The sequence below is a fragment of the Neobacillus ginsengisoli genome (assembly GCF_030813055.1).
Window position 1 is genome coordinate 298,561 of sequence record NZ_JAUSTW010000006.1, and the last position, 21,972, is coordinate 320,532.

Sequence of the window (21,972 nt, forward strand, 5' to 3'; positions counted from 1 at the left end):
CCCTTATTTAGAAGTTTGCCTTATTTTGTTTTTAATGTTGAAATGAAAAGCTCCATAGGTCAAAAAGATTAAGATGACAATGGCAGGATGGATGGGTACAACATAAAGCAGGATGAAAGATAGGACTAAAAAAATAATGCCGAGTATTTTACCTAACCCCTTCAATGCTTTAAATCCAAATTCATAGGCCATCTGGCCCAGCATAACAGCGATAACCGGCATAACCGCGCTAACCATTTTAGTAAATGTTTTAGAAAAACTAAGAACATGTACAAGTGAAAGAAGAAGTACCGTGGCAAGACAGGTCGGAGCTATATGAGATAAAACGGCAATAATAGCCCCGATAACTCCTTTTTGTCTGTATCCCAGATAAGCGGCCATTTTGGGGGCAATCGGTCCCGGTAAAGCATTTGCTATCGCCCATGTCTCTCCAAATTCCTCATCATCTAACCATCGATAGCGTGTTACCGCTTCGTAGCGTATTAATGGAATGACGGATGGCCCGCCGCCAAACCCTAATATTCCTGTACGGAGCATTGCAAGGATTAATTCTTTATAAAACACTTCGATTTCCCCCTAATTTTTTAAAACTCTTACTTTTTCTTTAATAAAATTAAAATTGTCTATCTTTAATATAGAATTGTTTCAAAAATAGTAAAGCATGTTTTCAATAAATTACCCAAAAAGACTTTTAAGGAGAGAGAACCTTTCTGATAATAAAAGAAAAGGCTCCTCTTTGGTTATACATAGGAACTCTGCGAAGTTATGTCTTGACTCATAACCTTTTCTTCACAATATTGAAACAGTTTCTGACCTAATTCAGCATTACAATATAAAAAAGTGAGAAATAGGTAAATAAATGTTTTAATCTGTGATTATATTATTATTTCATATGAGGCGTAGGAGTGGAGAATCATGATTAAGACGTTCATAGTTGAAGATGATCCAATGGTAGCAGAATTTAACCGAAGATATCTTGAGAAAATAAACGGATTTGAATTGGTAGGAATTGCTTCCTCGTTCGATGAAGCTCTGCCGATCATCGAAAATGAGGAGATCAATCTTATCCTATTGGATATTTATATGCCTGGAGAAAATGGCTGGAGTCTGCTGTCAAAAATAAGAGGTTTAGGAAAAGGGATTGATGTCATCATCATAACAGCGGCTTGTGATAAGCAAAGTATAAAAAACGGATTAAGGTTCGGTGCTGTAGATTATTTGATAAAACCATTTGAATTTGGAAGGTTTAAAGCTGCCCTTACCTCTTATCAAGAGGAACAAATCTTAATAAATAACCAGGAAAAGCTGAATCAAAACGACTTGGATAATATAATCCATCATAAAGAACAGCAAATCCTGTCGGGCTTTGAGATTCCTAAAGGGTTAACTAAAAGTACCTTAATAAAGGTTTGGGAAAAAATTGTTGAAAAGAAGAATGACTTTTTTTCAACAGATGAATTAGCTCAGCTTGTAGGGATATCGAGAGTTTCAATGCGGAAATATCTGTTTTTTTTAACGGAAATTAATATTTTGGAAACAGAGGTCGTATATGGAGCTATAGGTCGGCCTGTTTATATGCATCGCATTAATAATGAGGATTACACTTTAATAAATAAATACATTGGCAGTCCATAGCATAACAATAAAGAGGGTAGAGAGCGATCTCAATCCTCTTTTTTTTAGTTTTACTTTCCTTAATTACAAAACTCTTTATAAATTTTCATTAACTATTAACTGCTCGGCTTTTTAAGTAAGATTTGATCGTAGAGTAAATAGAATTTTATTCGTGTATATTAAATGGGGGGATTTTCGAAAATTATTCTTATCTGCAAAGGTCATTCTAGAAAGTCAAATTTTTTCTTGCAAATCGAATGAGTTGTTTTGAAAGCTTCTAATTAAAATTAGCGGCTATTTTAAAACAATAGTTTGTGAAGTTTTTCACAAATATGTACATTTTGTGAACTTTACTAAATCTAAATTTAAAGGGAGTGAAAAGATGTCTGTTCAAGCTAAAAAGCTAAGACAAAATCCGACCGATCCACTAGTCAATAATCCAAAGAAAACGAGTGAGGTAAAACTAGTTCCTTTATTGATTACACTTGCTGTTGGAATTGGAATTTGGATGATTGGGCCGCCGGCAGGTTTGAAACCTCAGGCTTGGCATTTATTTGCAATTTTTGTGGCGACCATTATTGGTTTAATAAGCAAACCACTGCCAATGGGAAGTGTAGCTATATTATCGTTAACTTCAACAGTAATTACACAAACATTGACAATCGAACAGTCATTGAGCGGTTTTCAAAATTCAACAATCTGGCTGATTGTCATTGCATTTTTTATTTCAAGAGGATTTATAAAAACAGGATTAGGTTCACGTGTAGCCTATGTGTTTGTAAAGAAATTCGGTAAAAAAACCCTTGGTTTATCCTATTCTCTGATCGCTAGTGACCTTATATTATCACCGGCAATGCCATCAAATACGGCTAGAGCGGGTGGAATCCTTCTTCCGATTATCCGTTCCCTTTCAGAATCATATGGTTCTCGGGTTGGGGATGGTACCGAACGAAAAATTGGAGCATTTTTAACAAAAGTTTCTTTTCAGGGTGACATGATCACATCTGCTATGTTTTTAACGGCAATGGCTGCCAATCCATTAGCCGTTCAAATTACAAAGGACCTAACAGGCAAATCAATTTCTTGGATGGGCTGGGCAACAGCAGCAATCGTACCCGGACTGATAAGTTTGATCTTAATCCCTTATATCATTTATAAATTGTACCCGCCCGAGATTAAGGAAACACCTGCTGCTACTGAAATGGCAGCCCAAAAGCTGAAAGAAATGGGACCTCTTAAAAAAGAAGAATGGTACATGATTGGTGTATTTCTTCTAATTTTATCGTTATGGATTTTTGGAACGAGCTTAAATATAAATGCTACAACCACTGCTTTTATTGGTTTAGGAATGCTTCTACTAACACAAGTTTTATCATGGTCAGATATTAAGAAAGAAGAAGGGGCCTGGGATACATTAATCTGGTTTTCCGTTTTGGTCATGATGGCAACGTTCTTAAATCAGTTAGGTATGATTCCATGGTTTAGCAGCACCATGAAAGGCGCTGTAAGCGGAATGCCTTGGGTATGGGCATTGGTCATTCTATCAATTGTTTACTTCTATTCCCATTATTTCTTTGCAAGTAATACAGCACATGTCAGTGCTATGTTTGCTGCGTTTCTGACAGTAGTTATTGCAGCAGGAGCACCTCCTTTGGTGGCAGCATTAATACTTGCATTCTTTAGTAATTTATTCGGATGTATGACACATTACGGCTGTGGACCAGCCCCAGTTTTCTTTGGCAGCGGTTATGTTACCCAAAATAAATGGTGGTCATTAGGTTTCCTTATTTCCATTATTCATATTGTCGTGTGGATAGGAATTGGAGGACTATGGTGGAAATTACTTGGCCTTTGGTAAAAATTTATCCAAAAAGTTGATATGGGGGACAGTTTATGAAATCCAACTGTTGCTTTGCTGCTTTAAAAACGGAACATCGGGTAGAACTATATCATGGTTCTGATGATGGATACGAATTAGTCGTTCCCTTTCTAGTTTGTTCAAAATGCGGCGAGATTCAACTAACGATCGTAGCAGACGAAGATAGCAGGAAATTGCTATCAATTGGAGGAGTTAAATAATGCGCGAAGTTTCTGCAAAGTTAATTACGGAGACAGTTAAAGAGCTTTGTATAAAGGCTGCATGTGATTTACCAGAAGATGTAGAAAATCTTATTGCAGCAGGATTGGAACAGGAAGAATCTCAATTTGGAATTTATAGCTTGGAGAAAATCTTGAAAAATGTGAAACTAGCACGGTCAGAACATGCTCCAATTTGCCAGGATACAGGGATGACGGTGATTTTTGTAGAAATTGGACAGGATCTCAGGGTTACGGAGGGTGATTTAACAGAGGCGATCAATGAGGGAGTACGCCAGGGTTATGAAGAGGGTTATTTAAGAAAATCAGTCGTTTCAGATCCTGTCTTAGATAGAAGAAATACAGGTGATAACACACCAGCCGTTATTCATATGGAAATCGTTCCTGGAGATAAACTTACTATTCAAGTTTTACCAAAAGGTGCCGGCAGCGAAAATATGGGTGCCGTAAAAATGTGTAAACCTGCTGAAGGTATCGATGGGGTAAAAGATTTCATTGTTAATTCGATTACACAGGCTGGCGGTAACCCCTGTCCTCCAGTAATAGTAGGTGTAGGAATCGGCGGCACGATGGATAAGTGCACCTTGCTCGCAAAAAAAGCATTGGCTAGAAAAGCAGGAGCACCAAACCCAAATCCGGCTTATGCGGAAGTAGAAAAAGAATTTCTTGAACGGATTAATAAATTGGGAATTGGCCCACAAGGTTTTGGGGGAAAAGTAACAGCTCTTGCTGTCCATATCGAAACTTATCCTACCCATATCGCCATGATGCCTGTCTGTGTGACATTAAATTGCCACGCAGCAAGACATACAGAGGCAACATTATAAGGGGGCGAAAAAATGACAACAATTAAAACACTTACTACACCACTTACCTATGATCAAGTTAAAGATTTAAAAGCCGGTGATCAGGTTAGCATTACTGGAGTCATTTATTCAGCGAGGGACGCAGCCCATAAAAATATGGTAGAAGCATTAAACAACCATAGGCCATTGCCGGTAGAGGTAAAGGACCAAATCATTTACTATGCAGGACCGACACCGGCTAAACCGGGAAAAGCGATCGGTTCTTGCGGACCAACCACAAGCGGCCGAATGGATGTTTATTCACCGGCTATGATGGAGCAGGGACTTCGCGGCATGATAGGAAAAGGCCCACGCAGCAAGGAAGTTATTGAATCAATGAAAAAACATGGAGCTGTTTACTTTGCTGCAATTGGCGGAGCGGCAGCATTAATTGCCGATACAATTAAAAAAGTTGAGATCGTTGCATTCCCTGACTTGGGTCCGGAAGCTATTCGCCGGATGGAAGTAGAAAATTATCCGTGTATTGTTGCTGTTGATTGTGAAGGAAATGATCTCTATGAAATTGGTGTAAAACAATACAGAATGGAAGACTAACAGAATATTGAGGTGGAATTTTCCATGCTAACTTATGATGTTGTTATAGTAGGTGCCGGCGGTGCAGGAATGATGGCTGCACTTTCAGCTAGCGAAGATAAAAGTTTGCGAGTTGCTTGCCTATCAAAGATATTCCCTACCCGTTCCCATACAGGTGCGGCTCAGGGCGGAATAAATGCAGCAATGGCTTATCGCGATTCAACCGATTCAACAGAAAAGCATTTTCGCGATACGGTTAAAGGAAGCGATTTTTTGGCAGACCAGGATGCGGTGGAGTTTTTCACTTCTAATATGCCAAAAGTAATTTCTGAATTGGATTTTTACGGCGTTCCATTTTCCCGTGATGAAAATGGACGTATAGCCCAAAGACCATTTGGGGGTGCCTCAAGTCCAAGAACCTGTTATTCAGCTGATAAAACAGGTCACGTTATCCTGCATGCACTGTACGAACAGTGCCTAAAAAATAAGGTGAAGTTTTTCGATGATTGGCACTTATTATCCCTTGCTGTGGAGGATGGGAAGTTTCAGGGCATAGTTGCAATGGATATTCGCAGTGGAGAAATCCATCCAATTCAGGCAAAAGCAGTTGTCATTGCAACAGGAGGGTTCGGCCGAGTTTATTGGAGTAGAACGACCAACGCCATTAATATGACAGGAGACGGTACGGCTGCGTGTTTCGAAGCCGGGATACCACTAAAGGATCCTGAGTTTGTCCAATTTCATCCGACAGGACTTGCATCGACGGGAGTTCTTTTATCAGAAGCTTGCCGTGGTGAAGGCGGGTATTTAATCAATAAAGATGGAGAAAGATTTATGGCAAGATACGCTCCGGAAAAAATGGAGCTTGGTCCCCGTGACCTTGTTTCAAGATCTATTGAAACAGAAATTAAAGAGGGCCGGGGTTTTGGGGAAGGAATGGGTTCATACGTTCTGATGGATTTACGTCATTTGGGAGAGGAAAAAATAATGGAGCGTCTTCCTCAAGTCCGAGAGCTTGCATTGGAATTTGAAGGCGTAGACCTAATAAAAGAACCCGTTCCGATTAGGCCGAGCTGTCATTACATGATGGGTGGTATACATGTTAGTGACTATAAAACATGCAGCACACCGATAGAGGGTGTCCATGCTGCTGGAGAATGTTCAAGCGTTTCGATCCATGGTGCAAACCGTCTTGGCGGAAATTCCGTTGCAGATGTAGTCCTATTCGGTAAATATGCCGGACTGGGGGCAAAAGAAACAGCGAGGAAACGTTCTTTCTTAGGAACAAACAAATTGGAATCTGAAACCGATAAATGGAAAAAAAAGTTTGAAACAATCCGAAATAAAAAGTCAGGAATCAACATGTTTAGCATTCGTGATCGATTAGCAGAAACCATGTGGTACAATGTTGGTATTTTTCGTACTGAAAAGGATATGGAAAAAGCTTTAAAAATCGTTGAACAATTATTAGAAGAATATAAGGATGCTTATGCCGGTGATCCATCTAAAACGTACAATATGGCTTTTATCAATTATGTTGAGATTGGTAATATATTGAAACTTGCAAAAGCAGTCGCGTTAGGAGCAATCGCACGTAAAGAGAGCAGGGGCTCCCATTCCAGAGCGGATTATACTGAACGTAATGATGCCGAATTCCTTAAACATACTTTGATTTATAAAGAATGTGATCAGTATCGATTAGATTACATCCCGGTCAAAATCACGAAATATCAACCGGAGGAGCGTAAATACTAATGTATACAACAATATATTTTAAGATTAAAAGATTTGATGGAAACAATGAATGGTTTCAAAACTATGAGCTTCCATATGAAAAAGGAAAAACGATCCTGTGGGCATTAACCTCCATTCGTGAGCACAAAGATCCAACCTTGAATTTTACATCAGCGTGCAGGCATGCTATTTGTGGAAGCTGTGCTGTCAGAGTAAATGACAATGCATTTCTTGCTTGTAAGACCTCTTTGGATGAAGTATTAGAAACATTTGATACAAATAGGTTGACATTTGAACCATTAAATAATTTTGAAGTAATCAAAGACCTGGTGGTTGCATGGGAACCAAAGATGGAAAAAATGGAACAGGTTAAACCATGGTTACTGCCATCAGATGAAGGAAGCAAGGAAATGGGTTTTATTCAGGATGAATCCGATTATCATGAAATTGCCGCACCAACAGATTGCATCCTTTGCGGTGTTTGTACATCTGAATGTAATCAGCTTGCAGTGAATGATGGAACATATTTAGATCCATTTATTTTAAACAGAGCATATCGTTTTGCGATTGATTCCAGGGATGCCTCACCGGAAGAGCATATTAACCCTGTGTTTGAAAATGAATTATGGAAATGCCTCCATTGTATGCAGTGTGTATCAAAATGCCCAAAAGGTATTCCTTTGACTGACCAAATTGCATACTTAAGACAGGAATCTATGAAAATGGGTGAAGTTAATAATAAGGGAGCTAAACACGCATACGCCTTCCATGATGATGTGAAAAATAAAGGGCGGCTTAATGAGGTTATGCTTCCTGTGAAAACAGAGGGAGTTATTAACACAATGTCACGCATTCCTTTTGCATTACGAATGATCAGAAAAGGAAAAATCAATCCTTTACACATGCCAAAAGCTGTTGAAGGGATCAAAGGTGTCAGAGAAATTTATAAATTTGCCGAGGGGGTTAGCGAATCATGAGATATGCATTTTTTCCAGGATGTACATTAGAATCAGCGGCTGAAGAACTCATGATCTCTACACAAAAAGTTGCTTCTGCTCTGGGAATTGAATTAATTGAACTAAAGGGCTGGACTTGCTGTGGTGCAAGTCATATTCAAGACGTAGATACCTTTTTAGCAACCTCTATTAATGCCAGAAATATTGCTTTAGCTGAAGAACTGGATACTTTAAAATTATTAACAGTTTGCAATACTTGTACATTAATGTTACGTACAGCAAAACTTAAAATGGATAAAAATGAAAAGCTTAAAACAAAGGTGAATGAAGGACTAAAAAATGCAGGGCTTGAGTATAAAGGAACAGTCGAAGTAACTCATTTTTTATGGGCGTTAATTCAAGACTATGGGTTAGAGAATCTAAGGAAAAAAGTAAAAAGGCCTCTAACGGGACTAAAAGTAGCAAATTTTTATGGCTGTCATATTCTAATGCCCCCTGATATTATGGGATTTGAAAACCATATGAACCCACAATCAATGGAGATGGTGGCAGAGGTATTAGGAGCTGAGAGTGTCGACTTTGATCAACGCCTTGCCTGTTGTGGGTTCCACGCTGTATTTCCAGCTGAAAAAGAAGTCATGGATCTTACTGCTAAAAACTGTTTGTCACCGAAATATTCCGGTGCAGATTGTATTGTAACCCCTTGTCCTTTATGTCAAATGCAGCTTGATGCTTATCAGCCGGATGCTCAAAAAGCCTTTAATGAGGATATTACGATGCCGATCCTTCATTTACCACAGCTGATCGGTCTTGCATTAGGCTTTTCACCTGAGGAACTCGCAATCCAACGACATGTTGTAGATGCCATTCCTGTATTAAAAGAGAGCTTAGTATTGGTTTAAGTTTAATTAAACATTCTACAGTGTAATATGACTAAGGGGATATATTTTAATGAAATATACCTATCAAAAAAAAGCAAAATTAGTCGGAAATATTAATAAAGGAAGGCTTTGGCTCTTAAATACACATGACGATTGGATTCATGATCAGTATGGTGAGAGCTATATTTACTACGGAACTATACATTCTATTAAGAAAGCTTTCCACCCATTATCGAATTCGATTACAGGGTATTTCCAGGATGAAGATACGAAAAAGTGGATTAAAGTAAATGATGGTGTAGCAACCTTTTTTAAAGGAAATAAGAACCTAGCCTGGAAAGAAAATATAGAAGAATTTATAAAAGTCTCAATAACCAGCGGTGTTTATAAGTTTTATAGAATTCGGCATTAAAAATAAAAAAGGAGGTCATCGGGATTTAATGCCGATAACCTCCTTTTTATTACGCTTCTACCACCGCTTTTCTCTTAAAAAGTTTCCCTCTAATTTTATCCAAAATAGAATAAACAACCGGCACAATCACAAGTGTCAACAATGTTGATGTTGTTAATCCGGAAATTACCACGATTGCTAACGAACGTGAGATAAGCCCGCCTTCCGTCGATAGAGCTAACGGAGTAAGAGCACCGACTGTGGCGACGGCTGTCATTAATATTGGACGAATCCGGATTGTTCCTGCCTCAATAAGTGCATCAAACGTATTCATCCCGGCAGTCTCATTTTGTTTAACCTTATCTACAAGTACAATGGCGTTGGTTACAACAATACCTATTAACATGAGAATCCCTACCAAAGCAGGCATGCCGAGAGATTCGTGCGTAAGTAATAATCCAAAAATGACTCCGACAAAGACAAATGGTAAGGAGAAGAGAATGGCAAATGGGGCCAACATCTCGCTAAATGTCACAATCATGACTAAATAGACGAGGATGATGCTTACGCCAATAGCCAAGAACATGTTTGTAAAGCCTTCACTGATTGATTTTGCTTCTCCTTCAAAATAATAGCTTACCCCTTTAGGCACTTTTACTGTAGATACCTTTTGTTGAATCAGTTTTTGGATTTGAGCACTATTATTTGATGTGAATTTCCCGTTGATCGACACATACTCCATTTTATTCAAGCGTTGGATGGAGGTAGGTCCTGTTGTTTCTTCCACTGTGGCGATATCCTTTAATGAAACATCGTCCCCAATGGAATTGGTAATTTTTTGATCGGCAATTTTCTGCAATGAATCCAGTTTTCCTGTATCAAGCTGTACGTTGATATCTGTTGTCTTATTGTTCAGAACAACTTTGGAAACTGTGGAGCCGCTAATCATATTGCGAACAGTACTAGCGATCATTCCCTGATAAATCCCGTTTTGTACGGCTTTGTCATTGTCCACTTTTACCGATATTTGCGGACGGACTGCTTTCACGTTAGAGGTTACTTCGGCTAAACCCGGGATATTTTTAATTGCTTCTTCATATTTAGTAGCCGCTTTGTTTAGGGAGTTCACATTTGAACCCGTTATAATCATCGAGAGACCGCCGCCGCCCGGAGTGTTGCCTGTTGCTTTAAGAGTAGTGATAAAATCCTTGCCGAAATCATTTGTACTTTTACGAACGGTATCCTCAAACTTCTTGGTATCAGCGTTTTCTTTTAATGTTACCTGAATGGCAGAATGTCCTGCGGTGACAGTTGTTTGATAATTTGCAACCTCATTTGTATCTGCAAGGACCTTTTCCACTTGAGCAGCTATAGAATTTGCTTTATCTAAGGAGGTACCGACCGGCATGTCTGTGGAAACATTATAATAACTGGATTTCTCTTGCGGGAAAAAGTTTATCGGGACTTTTTTTACCCCAAGAATCGAAGTCAGTAATAATAAAACACTGAAAACCAAAACAATTGTTTTATGATGTAAGGACCAATCGAGTACCTTTTTGTAAGTTTTTTGGATGACCGTTTCACGGTGCTCCACAGGTTTTAAATTCAAAAGAAACAGTTTCGATAAAACAGGAATGACTGTTACAGCAATTACCAGAGAGAAAGCAATTGAAATGACTACACTCCAGGCAAATGGCGCAAAAAACTTTCCAACAATCCCCGGAACAAACGCCAAAGGTATAAATACTCCAATGGTTGTAACCGTTGAGGAAGTTATAGCCGACGATACTTCTTTTGTTGCACTTAAAACAAATTCGGCATTCCGTACTTCCTTCCCGGAAGTGAGAATCCGGCGATATAAATTTTCAATCACGACGATACTATCATCGACAACCCGCCCGACTGCTACGGCGATCCCTGCGAGTGTCATCATATTAAGTGAGTAATCCATTTGCTTCATAATGAACATCGTGACAAAAATAGATAACGGAATGGAAAGCAACGCGATAATGGTCGTACGTAAATTTCTCAAAAATAATAGAGTGACCACAGCTGCTAAAAGTGCACCAAACAGTGCTTCACGCAACATCGATTGAACTGAATTGTAAATAGAAACTGATTCATCGCGAAGGGTTGAAATTTCATAGCCCTTTGGCAATGAAACTTCTTTTAATTTTGCTTTTACATTTTTTACAATCTCCACCGTGTTGGAGCCGAGGTTTGGCTGAATAGCTACGACGGTTGCCGGTTTTCCGTTTAACCTCGTAATATTAGCCTGTTCACCTGCCTCATAGGTTACCGTAGCAATATCGCTAAGTTTTACAGTGTTAATGGTTACTGCCGAACTCGTGCTTGTTGATGGAGCCGAATTAATTGCACCTGAATTATTTCCTTTAGACATGGAAGAAAGGTTTTGTGCATTACTTTTGCTAATACTATCAATTCCGGCCTGTAATTTCTTCAGAGCTCCTTGCAACTCTGTAAGCTTGTTTTGTTCAGCTTGAATTTTCAATTTTAATGCTTGTGCTTCTTGAGCAGTTCCTTGTGTAGAACCACCTTGCCCGGCCCCTTGTCCACCGTTCCCCTGAGAGGCAGAAGTATTGCTCATTAACGATTGCAGTTTCATTTGGTCAGCTTGCAGTTGTCCTGCAAGCTGACTGATGCCTGTTGTCACAAGAATTTCTTGTTGCAATAGCTCAGCTTGCTTGGATGTCATTCCAACAGATTTCCCCAGAGTACCAATAGTGCCGCCTATTTGTTTAAATCCGTTGCCGATCGATGAAAAGGCATCGGTCATCCCTTTGTTATTTTGTTGGATACTCATAATGGAAATATTTTTAATTTCATCTAAAGATCCGAGCTGTTTCCCGACTTGAACTGCCATTTCTTTATCATTTATCGTAACTTGACCTGTTGGTGCTGATAGATTGCTTGCCTGTATGGCTTGGTTCACTTTATCAAGCGTTAAATTATTCTGCTTGAGTTTATCGGGATCAATTTTAATTATGACCTGTTTGTCTGTAATTCCATAAATGGTAACATCAGAAATATCCGGAATGTCAGCCAATTTCGGTTTAATGTTGTCTTCAATAAAAGACTGCACTTTGTCCGGTGCCTCTCCATTGCCCTTTACCGCGAATAGGTAGATGGGTTGGGAAGTAGGCCCTAGTTTTTGAATAGGAGCCGCTTTTGCTGTGTCGGGTAATTTTACCTTTGCCAAAGCTTCCGTGACATCTGATGCCGCTTTGTCCATATCAGCTGTCATCGAAAACTCCAACATGACATTGGCATTATTGGCTGAAGAAATCACATATAAGTTGTTTAAATTTGCTAACTTTGAGAGTTCTTCCTCAATCGGCTTACCTACATCCTCGGAAACTTGGGATGGTGTAGCGCCGGGATAAACGACATTTAGTGATAAATAAGGGACATCGACATTCGGATATTGCTCCATCTTCATCGAGGTGGTCGCATAGACTCCCCCGCCAATAATGAGAGCAATAATAATAAAAATTAATCCTATATTTTTTAATGAAAATCGTGTAAAAAAACTCACAGTGACACTCCTTTAAAATGATTGGTCCATCTATTGAAGAAAATTAGTCAACTTTATTTGATAAAGAGCGGTCTTGTCCCTCCGTTTCAACTTGTTGATTTTTGTAATAAAAATAGTACCTCGAGCCTACAATAACAGGTTTATATAATAACATCCAGAGGGAAGAGAGGCATCAACACAAAAAGTTTTTTCTTCTGTTTTAATTGCTGTAACAATAGGAAATCCCCTTCAAACGGAGAGCTTTTTTTGAAAATTCTATTAATTATAAAGGATATTTTATGAGTTATAGAAATAAGCATAGATACTTCAATACAGGTTAAAAAATCTATATTATTAATAATACATTTAAAATTATTATTTATAGGAGTAAACCATGAATGAACAGTATTATGATACCTTGCTGAATATAAAAACAGTTGGAAATCAGAAAGGATTTAACAAGTCCTTGCATTATCATCGGTATGAACCAACGCCATATAGTGCTCTTGATACGTTATTTAATCAATATGAATTGAAAAGCAGTGATTGCATTATTGACTTTGGGTGCGGAAAAGGACGATTAAACTTCTATATCCATTATTTTTTTAATGCGTCTGTTGCAGGGGTAGAAATGAATGAGGTGTTTTATCAAGAAGCGATGGAAAATCGAAAGAATTATTTAAAGAAAAAGAAAAATAATGAAAATAGAATTCATTTCCATCGTTGCTTAGCGGAAGAGTACCAAATCGAACCATCAGACAATCGATTTTATTTTTTTAATCCATTTACCGTACAAATTTTCATGAAAATCATAAAAAATATTTTAGTTTCAGTGGAAAAATCTGCACGGGAAATAGAGCTTGTTTTATATTATCCAGCAAAAGATTATATTTATTTTTTAGAAAACCATACTTCTTTTGAATTGAAAAAGGAAGTCAGACTACAGCCCTTTTATGAACATAATCCCAATGAAAGATTTTTAATCTATCGATGGGGATAAAAAAATGTTACCGTTTACATATTGCTTTTATACAGTTTAATGGTATTATTAAGCTAATAGTTTAATAATGGATCACATGTTACTGATACGATCAGGCATGGTGGTAAATAGAAGGTTTTTAACCTTTTTATTATACCTCCATGCCTTTTTTTGTTGCCCCATAATACATAGCATTAAAAAATCGGCCTTTATACCTATAAAGTGCCGCTTATACATTATTAATCAGATTCTTTTAATCACCATAAGAAAAGGGGAATTAGAAATGCGTTGGAATCCTTTTAAAAAAGCTGCATTACAAATTTACACTCCGGTCAATGGAGAAATTATTCCGCTCGAAAAGGTTCCGGATCCTGTTTTCAGCGAAAAAATGATCGGTGAAGGGGTAGCAATCATTCCTGCGAAGGGGAATATTTGTGCTCCGGTAGAAGGAACCATTATTCAAATTGCACCTACTAGGCATGCGATTGGAATTCTCGCAAAGGACGGGACTGAAATTCTTATCCATATCGGTTTGGAAACAGTAGCACTTAAAGGGGAAGGCTTTAAAACAGCAGTGAGTATGGGGGACAAAGTTTTGATCGGACAGCTACTGATTGAGGTTGATTGGGAATATATCAGTACAAATGCAAAAAGTACCGTCACACCCATTGTGATTACAAATAGTCAAAAAGGGGATAGACAATATACCATCACAGAGGAAAAGAAAGCTATTCAGGGAAAGACGGTTATAATAATCGTTTCCTAAAAGGGTATTGCGTATGTTGAAAGGAGGTGATGCTAAAACAGATAACCATTGTAAGACAAGGATTCAGGCGATTATGGAATTTTTAATTGTCACGCTAAAGAGGATAATCCACGGTATTAACACCTTATTACAAATCTACAATTGGCTAAATCAAAGAAAAATTTAAGCATTTATATTCTTAATTATTTTGAAGAAATTATTATTTTTATAGCTTCTTAGTATGGTTTTATTCATGCTCTTATAGGTAGAAAAAATGTTGTTTAGGGGGTAATTAATATGAAGAAATATTTACAGAGAATTGGTCGTTCTTTGATGTTACCTGTCGCAGTGTTGCCGGCTGCAGCAATTTTGATGGGGATAGGTTACTGGATCGATCCTTCAGGATGGGGAGCCGGAAGTCCGATAGCTGCTTTCTTAATCAAAGCTGGATCTGCCATTATCGACAATATCCCATTCTTATTTGCAGTTGGAGTAGCATTAGGCATGGCGAAAGAAAGAGATGGTTCAGCGGCGTTGAGCGGATTGGTTGCTTATCTTGTCGTTACCACTTTGCTTTCAACAGGATCAGTAGCTTTGCTGGAAGGGATTGATGTAAAAAAAGTAGACCCTGCTTTTGGAAAAATAGGAAATGCATTTGTCGGGATTCTTTCAGGGGTCGTTGCTTCAACCATGTACAACCGTTTTAGTCATGTAAAATTACCGGATGCTTTAGCATTCTTTAGTGGGAAACGTCTGGTCCCAATCATGACATCAGTTACTATGTTACTAGTTTCCCTTGTTTTATTCTTTGTATGGCCAATAATCTTTACTGGATTAGTTTCTTTTGGTGAAGGGATTAGTAAGTTAGGTGCTCTTGGTGCCGGACTATATGGCTTCTTCAACCGACTTTTAATTCCAACAGGGTTACACCACGCATTAAACTCAGTATTCTGGTTTGATGTAGCAGGAATCAATGATATCGGAAATTTCTGGGCAGGAAAAGGAACAAAAGGTGTTACAGGAATGTATCAGGCGGGCTTCTTCCCAGTTATGATGTTTGGTTTACCGGCAGCAGCCTTAGCGATGTATCATACTGCAAAAACGAAAAAGAAAAAACAAGTGGCATCATTGATGTTAGCAGCAGGTTTTGCATCCTTCTTTACCGGTGTTACAGAGCCGATTGAATTTGCGTTCATGTTTGTTGCGCCAATGCTTTATGTTGTACATGCCGCATTAACTGGTGTTTCATTAGCGATTGCTGCCTTGTTCCATTGGACAGCAGGGTTTGGTTTTAGTGCGGGACTTGTTGACTTTATATTAAGTTCACGATTACCTTTGGCTAATCATCCATATATGTTACTAGTTCAAGGTCTTGTTTTTGCTGTTATTTACTATTTTTTATTCCGCTTCTTGATTACGAAATTCAACTTAATGACACCGGGCAGAGAAGAAGATTCCGATGAAGAGATCTCTGAAGCTGATGTGGCAACAAAGGACACTGCCGAAAATAAATTTGCAGTGATGGCTGCTAAAATTTATGAAGGCCTAGGTGGAGACGCGAATGTGACATCTATTGATAACTGTGTCACACGCCTAAGAATAGAAGTTAAAGACATGAAAGCGGTGGATCAAAATAAAATTAAATCTACCGGCGTACCTGGAATTAATATTGTTGGACCGCAAAGCATTCAAGTTATTGTTGGTACACAAGTACAATTCGTAGCTGATGAAATGATAAAAATTCGCAAATAAAAATCGATTCATAAAGGAAAGCTAGCAAAAACAAAAAATGCTTGGGCAAAAATTTGGCCCAGGCATTTTTTTTCTGCAGTTTAACTTTTTCTTAATCTTTCAATATGAAGCGTTATGTATCCAAGTTCTTGGTCGGGAAGATGGATGCTGTGAAGATGAGAAAGGTCCTTAGCTACCTGCGCTGCACAGTTGTAGGAAATGGGGAATTTCTTTTTTATCATTTTCAGCATCTCTTCATCCATTGTATGAAGTTCGTAATTACTTATTCGTGAAACGGTGAATCTAAGGTGCATGATTAATCGTTGGTACGAGATATCATCTTCTTCAATCTCTATGTTCAGGAATTCCTTAATCATCTGAACCATTTCACCTATGATAGCAGTTTGCCTGACAGTTTGCTTCATATCGCCGCCTTGAAGCTTAGCCGTATGAATATGAAGTGCAATGTAGGCTGCTTCGTCAAGGGGCATTTTAATATTTGTCTTCTTTTCAATATGCTTGATCGCCCACATACCAATATCGAATTCTTTTTTATATAAAATCTTTATTTCATGGAAAAGCTTATTTTTAAGCAGAATTCCTTCACGTACTCTCTCAATAGCAAAAGATAAGTGATCTGTAAGCGCTATATGAATATGTTCATTTAATTTTGATTCCAGATATTCTTCAGCATAAGTGATAATTTCTTCTGAGAGGGAAAAGTGTTCTTCAGGTATTTGAAGAAGCAGCTGTTGGAATTTTTCATTTTCCTTCATTACAAATAGTTTTTCAATTTTAGCTGCATTAATAATGTCATTTTTTCTTTTGTGAAACGCGATACCTGTACCGATTGCAATCTTTTCTTCATTATTATCTGTGACCACAACAGCATTGTTATTCAAAATTTTTTTGATCTTCACTCAGAAGCCACCTCCTTTAGTAGTTTATCAATCGATTCATCTACCTCGGTCCCAAGCTCTAAGTCAAGCCATTTTTCAGGAATAACCAAATATCTGCAGTTGCTCCCTTTCAAATAGCTGTAGATAATCTGAGCCTCATCAATATCATCCTTACTGATTCTTTTGTATGGGGTAAGTACTTCAGTATTAAAATGGGTTAAAATAGTTGCCTTAATTAATGCACAAAGATAATTAAAATCGTTTAGTAGATATATTTCGCTAAAAAGAACTTTATTCCCTTTAATAAGAAAGAGTTTAATCGTGCTGTCATGTAAGGATTCAATGATTACGATGTTTTTATTCTCTTCTGTAAATTCAATAACTATTTCTTTATGAATGAGGGAATTGATTGAATCAATATAATCCCGATACTTTGCTGCTGTTTCAAAATCAAACTTTTCGGAGGCATTTAGCATTTTTTGGTTCATTTCGTCCAATATAATCGTATCAGTACGATTAAGCAGGGCTATGATTTTGTTGATGATGCTGTTGTACTGTTCAACCGCAGAACCACCCAGACATATGCCAATGCACAAACCTATGGAATGGTTTAAACAAGCCGTATTCTTTTTAGCCTGGTTGCTGCAGTTAATTTTAAAGCATTCTTTTATCCCCTGAATTGCTCTTTCCACCGAGTTCTTGTTTGGATAAGGACCGAAATAAAGATTGCCATCATTTATATTGGGGTTGCCTGCAATTTCAATCCAATGACACGCTTCATTCATCTTTATCACAATATATGTATAGGATTGCGGGCTCTTCATCTTTTTATTATAAATTGGCTTTAACTTCTTGATTAATGAACACTCCAGCATAAACGCATCAAATTCAGTATCTGTAAGGATAAATTCGAAATTCTTTATGTTTTTAACAAGCCGTTTAATCTTTTCGGAATGAGACTTTGAATGCTGAAAGTATGTTTGAACCCGTTTCTTTAAATTTTTTGCTTTTCCAACGTAGAGGATACCATCATGGGAATCCTTCATAAGATAAACTCCAGGTGAGGAAGGGAGGTTCCTTACCTTTTCTTTTAGATTAATATTAATTCCCCCCTGAGCATGACAATAAAATTTCTATTAGTTTATCACAACAATGAAAGTTGTGGACTGACACATCAAGTCATTTCTGCGAAAAATCATTATTATCTATTTTGAATGAAAGCCTAAAAGTATGCGTAACTGCAGAAAACGTTTAAAATATAAAAAAGTGTCGATGTTGATAAATAAAGAAATTAAGTGAAAGGAAACAAGAATCCAGTTGAATATCTTATCCTCTTTTATCAATACCCTGCTATTAAGTTTTATAGAATTGTTTTATCTCTTGGGTGTTTTGATCGCAATCGGTTTTATTTTGGGATTTTTTGAAAAGCATTCAAACAAATATTTGGTTCGGGCTTTCGGGCCGCAAGGGGTTCTTTTAACGGCATGGATCGGTACTCCGATTCACGAGATTGGACATCTGCTTCAGTGCTTTATTTGGGGGCACAGGGTATCAAGGGTTAAACTTTTACAGTTAAACAGCCATGACGGCGTGCTGGGATATGTAGAGCATCATTATAATCCGAACAGTATTTATCACCAGGTTGGAAATTTTTTTATCGGATTAGGACCGATTTTTAGCGGAATTGGTTCTTTGATATTGGGAATGTATCTGTTTGTACCGCAATCCTATGAAACCTTTAAAGCTGAAATCCATCAGCATGTTTCCCTGGAGAAACTGGATATAAATGTTTTAAAGACAATAGGTGGAGCAGTGATAGCCATAACCAAGAGTCTCTTTACTCTCCATAATTTAATAAATCCTTTCTTTTGGATATTTCTAGTGTTGGCCATCAGTATTTCTTCACATATTGCCTTAAGTAAAGCGGATATCCAAAGTTCTGCTAGAGGGTTATGGATGATTTTCTGCCTGCTAGTTTTATTTAACATTGCTGCAGGAATTTTTCATCTCGATAGTTATCGGCTGATTGTCAAAAGCGCTGAATATAATGCTTATTTACTGGCATTCGCAAGTATTGCCTTACTTTTTTCGCTCTTAACCTTTACGGTTAGTTATCTTCTATATAAGCTTAAAACTATCTAAAACGAATTAGAAAATCCGGGAAATGTATGATTGAAAAAATAATCTGCAGCAAAAATGATTTAAATTCAGGGTGTGGATTGATGGTAATAATGGTGATTGTTGGGAAATATATGCGTTTTAGACCATTTTAAGTAATGTTTATTTATTTAGTTTAAGTTGAGCGCGGAGGGGCATACTTCTGCGCTTTTCGCTTTAAAAGGGCTTTTTGAAGTGTTTTGTTTTTTGATTTTTCAGTTAATTGGAAATATTATCGTAATATAAATGCCACAGATGTAAAAGATTTAACATCTCCCTGTTCTTTGTTTCAGAAAAATCCATGTTAAGATTATCAAAAATTAGCAACCAAAGAACATGGAGGGTAAAAGAATGCTTAACAAAATTAAAACATGGATAGCAGTTGCTGTACTCTCAGGAACTGTAAGTGCTAATGTACAAGCTGCCACGGTTACTGTACAAGAGGGTGATACCCTTTGGGATCTATCACGCGTACATAATACAACAGTAGAAAATATCCAAAAATGGAACCATCTTACTACAGATCTTATTCACCCCGGTGATGTATTGACGATTGCAACAGAAAAACATTATACCGTTAAACAGAATGACACATTATGGGATATTGCAATAGATCATCATGTAAGCGTTTTACAAATCAAGGAATGGAATAATTTAATTACCGATCTTATCCATCCCGGATTAAATCTTATAATCTTTGATGGATTAAATACAACGAATAATGCTGTGAAAGAAAAACAAGAGCAGCCAGCTGCTCCTGTACCAAGCCCGGCATCTGCAAATGCTGAAGCTGCACCACAAGCACCAAATGGAACTGCTCCTGCTGTAAAAGCTGCATCAGTAAGTAATAAAGGCTCAAGGCAAATTACAGTGAAAGCTACAGCCTATACGGCCTCATGTGCCGGTTGTTCAGGTATTACAAAAACTGGAATTAATATTAAAGCAAACCCAAATGAAAGGGTCATCGCAGTTGACCCATCTGTCATACCGCTTGGAAGTAAAGTGTATGTTGAAGGTTTCGGTGAAGCCACCGCTGCAGATACCGGCGGAGCAATTAAGGGAAATCGAATCGATGTATTTATTCCGTCTGAACAAGATGCGTTGAATTTTGGAGTAAAACAATTAAAGGTAACAATATTAAACTAAGTTGCATTCCTGTAAGTTTTTTCAAAAGGCTCTCATTTGGTGCAGCTTAACAGAGAATATCAGGATTTTATCAGCAAATCATAAAGCTATAGTTAGTTCTTAAATCACATTTAAAAAAGTACCTCATTCCTAAAAATTCAGGAGTGAGGTACTTTTGTGTTAAGCAATATACTTAGTGAGTTTATAAAAAAGCTAAATCTGATATCATACTACATTCAGTTAGTGAAAAATATGAACTTGCTTCCAGTGAATGCCGCCATCTAATGTGGTATACATCGCACTTGGTTTTGAATTTTCAGTAGTGATCCACCAACCGTGATTCGCATCTGCCATCGCTAAATAAGCTTCACCATAGCCTTCTAACGTCACGTTGCTATTCACCCATGTTTTTCCTCCATCTTTCGTCCATCCAATGGAATTCTGCTTATCGCAGGCAGGGCATGAACCACCCATGAAAGCTACTTGTGGATTTATTACATAAAGAGGTCCGGGTTTCGACCCTTTATTGAAAGGTCCTTTATTATACTCTTGGCTAAATCCAGGTGCCGGTCCGCCGCCTGCAGTGGAATTAGCTATGACTGTCTTCCATGAGTTTCCACCATCGGTTGTATGGAAAACGGAGTAAGAGGTTTGCGTCATTCCGGTACCACCGATTAGTTCAATCCAAGCATCATTCGTTCCTGCCGAGCGAATTAACGCTCCAGCTAGAGGGGATAAAAGAGTTTTGGTTATAACAGTTTTCCACGATTTTCCGCCATCTATCGTTCTTTTAACATAAAATACGTTATTACTTTGGGTTACCGCCCAACCATTTTTCACATCGTGAAAATAGGCGTCACCGACCATGTTTTTAGGTGTTGGCAGTGAATGCCATGTTTTCCCGCCATCTTGTGAAAAGTCATTTCCACTAAGAGCAGTAGTTTTTGAAGTGAAATGAAGATAAGCATTATTTGGTGTTGTTCCGACTATCACCCAGTGAAGGCCGCCATCACCGGATTGCAGCAGCCTTGAATTCGTAGCGCCTTGGTTCATAGTAACCCATACATCTGAATGATTTAGCGCAAATATTTGCTGAACTGTTCCGCTTCCATGATAAACAACCGCCCATTTTTTTCCTTCGGAAGTTGTTTTTGCGATCCAGCCGTTACCGCCGACCCATCCTGTATTGAAATCGGCTAATCTAACAGCGGTGACCATGCTCATATTAATATCTCCGGGTGCTGGGATAGTCGGTGAATTTGGGGGCGTTTTACTGGAATTCGTTGATGTTCCGGAAGATGGACTCGAACCGACATTTGTATTTTTTGATGAAGAGTTTGAATTGGCTGTTTGCTGACTGGCTTGCTTGTTACTTTCTGTGGTTACATTACTCGTTTGACTCGCATTTTGGCTGTCTCGGAATCCGCATCCGGCAAGTACAACCGAAAGACCTAAAAACATGATCATGATCTTATTTTTCAACATATTGTTCCTCCCATTTATTTATTTTTAACATTAGACTTATTTTATTCAAGAGAGTTACACTTTGCTTTGCCTAAATGCAAGTATGCTAACTTTTTTAATATTGCTGCCTTCAGTACATCTATATTTAAGTTTAAAAACTTAATGCCATGTTAATTTATCTATCATCATCTAATTTTATTAATTTAATTTCCAGAAAAATCAGTTGACTAAAATCAAAATTCTCCATATAATCAGGAAAAGTAACATTTGATGTGAGGAGATATG

General features: G+C 37.8%; 19 protein-coding genes. 14 read left to right on the forward strand and 5 right to left on the reverse strand.

The features are described from left to right. Positions 1–3: 3 nt before the first annotated feature. Entirely contained in the window at positions 4–570 is a 567-nt protein-coding gene (locus J2S10_RS18980; protein WP_307410977.1) for a chromate transporter, read from the reverse strand. A 345-nt stretch (positions 571–915) separates the two neighbouring features. On the opposite strand from J2S10_RS18980, the gene J2S10_RS18985 reads away from it, so the two are divergent. The 9 genes from J2S10_RS18985 (at position 916) to J2S10_RS19025 (ending at position 9,073) form a co-directional block, all read left to right on the forward strand. Continuing rightward, positions 916–1,635: a response regulator gene (locus J2S10_RS18985; protein ID WP_307410751.1), complete on the forward strand. Its 720-nt coding sequence runs from the start codon at positions 916–918 to the stop codon at positions 1,633–1,635. Positions 1,636–1,996: 361 nt separating this feature from the next. Beyond that, a complete protein-coding gene (locus tag J2S10_RS18990; protein WP_307410754.1) occupies positions 1,997–3,472 on the forward strand; it encodes an anion permease in 1,476 nt (491 codons plus the stop codon). Between the two features lie 35 nt (positions 3,473–3,507). Further along, positions 3,508–3,693 carry a hypothetical protein gene (locus J2S10_RS18995; protein WP_307410756.1) on the forward strand — a complete coding sequence of 62 codons (186 nt, stop codon included), beginning with the start codon at positions 3,508–3,510 and terminating at the stop codon, positions 3,691–3,693. After that, complete coding sequence (locus tag J2S10_RS19000) at positions 3,693–4,538, forward strand: fumarate hydratase (RefSeq protein ID WP_307410758.1); 846 nt, start codon at positions 3,693–3,695, stop codon at positions 4,536–4,538. The genes J2S10_RS18995 and J2S10_RS19000 overlap by 1 nt, the downstream gene beginning before the upstream one ends. A 12-nt stretch (positions 4,539–4,550) precedes the next feature. After that, on the forward strand, positions 4,551–5,111 hold the full coding sequence (locus tag J2S10_RS19005; protein ID WP_307410761.1) for a Fe-S-containing hydro-lyase: 561 nt from the start codon (positions 4,551–4,553) through the stop codon (positions 5,109–5,111). Positions 5,112–5,135: 24 nt separating this feature from the next. Beyond that, positions 5,136–6,845, forward strand: coding sequence for an FAD-binding protein (locus J2S10_RS19010; RefSeq protein WP_307410764.1), 1,710 nt, complete (start codon positions 5,136–5,138; stop codon positions 6,843–6,845). Further along, positions 6,845–7,801, forward strand: a complete 957-nt coding sequence (locus J2S10_RS19015; RefSeq protein ID WP_307410766.1) for a succinate dehydrogenase/fumarate reductase iron-sulfur subunit — start codon at positions 6,845–6,847, stop codon at positions 7,799–7,801. The genes J2S10_RS19010 and J2S10_RS19015 overlap by 1 nt, the downstream gene beginning before the upstream one ends. After that, positions 7,798–8,682: a CoB--CoM heterodisulfide reductase iron-sulfur subunit B family protein gene (locus J2S10_RS19020; protein WP_307410770.1), complete on the forward strand. Its 885-nt coding sequence runs from the start codon at positions 7,798–7,800 to the stop codon at positions 8,680–8,682. The genes J2S10_RS19015 and J2S10_RS19020 overlap by 4 nt, the downstream gene beginning before the upstream one ends. Before the next feature lie 49 nt (positions 8,683–8,731). Further along, on the forward strand, positions 8,732–9,073 hold the full coding sequence (locus J2S10_RS19025) for a molecular chaperone GrpE (protein ID WP_307410773.1): 342 nt from the start codon (positions 8,732–8,734) through the stop codon (positions 9,071–9,073). A gap of 49 nt (positions 9,074–9,122) precedes the next feature. On the opposite strand, the gene J2S10_RS19030 is transcribed toward J2S10_RS19025, so the two are convergent. Next, positions 9,123–12,608, reverse strand: coding sequence for an efflux RND transporter permease subunit (locus J2S10_RS19030; RefSeq protein ID WP_307410776.1), 3,486 nt, complete (start codon positions 12,606–12,608; stop codon positions 9,123–9,125). A 373-nt stretch (positions 12,609–12,981) separates the two neighbouring features. Between J2S10_RS19030 and J2S10_RS19035 the strand changes: the two genes are divergently transcribed. The 3 genes from J2S10_RS19035 (at position 12,982) to nagE (ending at position 16,063) form a co-directional block, all read left to right on the forward strand. Further along, entirely contained in the window at positions 12,982–13,587 is a 606-nt protein-coding gene (locus J2S10_RS19035) for a methyltransferase (protein ID WP_307410780.1), read from the forward strand. A 262-nt stretch (positions 13,588–13,849) separates the two neighbouring features. Then, positions 13,850–14,332 (forward strand): PTS sugar transporter subunit IIA, encoded by a 483-nt coding sequence (locus J2S10_RS19040; protein WP_307410783.1) that lies wholly within the window; start codon positions 13,850–13,852, stop codon positions 14,330–14,332. Between the two features lie 276 nt (positions 14,333–14,608). Then, the gene (gene nagE, locus J2S10_RS19045; RefSeq protein ID WP_307410787.1) at positions 14,609–16,063 is read left to right on the forward strand and encodes an N-acetylglucosamine-specific PTS transporter subunit IIBC; all 1,455 of its coding nucleotides are present in this window, start codon (positions 14,609–14,611) and stop codon (positions 16,061–16,063) included. Positions 16,064–16,143: 80 nt separating this feature from the next. Here nagE and J2S10_RS19050 read toward each other — a convergent pair whose 3' ends face one another. Together J2S10_RS19050 and J2S10_RS19055 are read right to left on the reverse strand one after the other, a co-directional pair. Further along, positions 16,144–16,962, reverse strand: coding sequence for a PRD domain-containing protein (locus J2S10_RS19050; protein ID WP_307410790.1), 819 nt, complete (start codon positions 16,960–16,962; stop codon positions 16,144–16,146). Then, positions 16,959–18,047 carry a GIY-YIG nuclease family protein gene (locus tag J2S10_RS19055; protein ID WP_370876246.1) on the reverse strand — a complete coding sequence of 363 codons (1,089 nt, stop codon included), beginning with the start codon at positions 18,045–18,047 and terminating at the stop codon, positions 16,959–16,961. The genes J2S10_RS19050 and J2S10_RS19055 overlap by 4 nt, the downstream gene beginning before the upstream one ends. A gap of 211 nt (positions 18,048–18,258) precedes the next feature. On the opposite strand from J2S10_RS19055, the gene J2S10_RS19060 reads away from it, so the two are divergent. Together J2S10_RS19060 and J2S10_RS19065 are read left to right on the forward strand one after the other, a co-directional pair. Further along, positions 18,259–19,083: a hypothetical protein gene (locus tag J2S10_RS19060; RefSeq protein WP_307410795.1), complete on the forward strand. Its 825-nt coding sequence runs from the start codon at positions 18,259–18,261 to the stop codon at positions 19,081–19,083. Positions 19,084–19,449: 366 nt separating this feature from the next. Continuing rightward, the gene (locus J2S10_RS19065) at positions 19,450–20,244 is read left to right on the forward strand and encodes a LysM peptidoglycan-binding and 3D domain-containing protein (protein ID WP_307410799.1); all 795 of its coding nucleotides are present in this window, start codon (positions 19,450–19,452) and stop codon (positions 20,242–20,244) included. Between the two features lie 219 nt (positions 20,245–20,463). Here the strand turns inward: J2S10_RS19065 and J2S10_RS19070 are convergent, their stop codons facing one another. After that, positions 20,464–21,708, reverse strand: coding sequence for a WD40/YVTN/BNR-like repeat-containing protein (locus J2S10_RS19070; RefSeq protein WP_307410802.1), 1,245 nt, complete (start codon positions 21,706–21,708; stop codon positions 20,464–20,466). Between the last annotated feature and the right edge of the window lie 264 nt (positions 21,709–21,972).